This window comes from Marinobacter sp. EVN1, assembly GCF_000475375.1.
GTDB lineage: Bacteria > Pseudomonadota > Gammaproteobacteria > Pseudomonadales > Oleiphilaceae > Marinobacter > Marinobacter nauticus.
Genome location: NZ_AXCB01000063.1, coordinates 1 through 335, shown reverse-complemented (window position 1 = coordinate 335; position 335 = coordinate 1). Strand labels below are relative to the sequence as shown.

The window sequence follows — 335 nt, the reverse complement described above, 5'->3', positions numbered from 1 at the left end:
GGGCCGCGTGGACGGTCAGACTGTGTTCCATACTCAGGAATTCCGCGAATGGCTTTCCCGCTTCGATGGAGAACCGGAGGTGAGTCATGACTGACACCCTGGCAATGGATCTGATGCCAGCACAGTGGTTTCCAGACATAGAACTGTCCGAGCTTGCCGTAGGCGAGAGCAGCATTGACATCGTTGGTGCCGGCGAGTGGGCCTTGCAGGGAGATCTGGTGCTGTTTGAGGGCAAAGGCACCCTGCGTCTTTCGTTGAGGGAGGCTCCAAGGGTGGAAATCTGGAATGGCGAAACCTGGCAGGTGCTCCCCGAAGATTTTCTGGAGCATGCGACG

The 335-nt window shown here is 57.6% G+C and carries 1 protein-coding gene; it reads left to right on the top strand.

Features of this window, described 5'->3' with window-relative positions:
- Nucleotides 1-86: 86 nt before the first annotated feature.
- Nucleotides 87-335 (top strand): hypothetical protein (locus Q674_RS37150; RefSeq protein WP_023009727.1); only part of this gene is annotated, 249 nt, incomplete at its 3' end.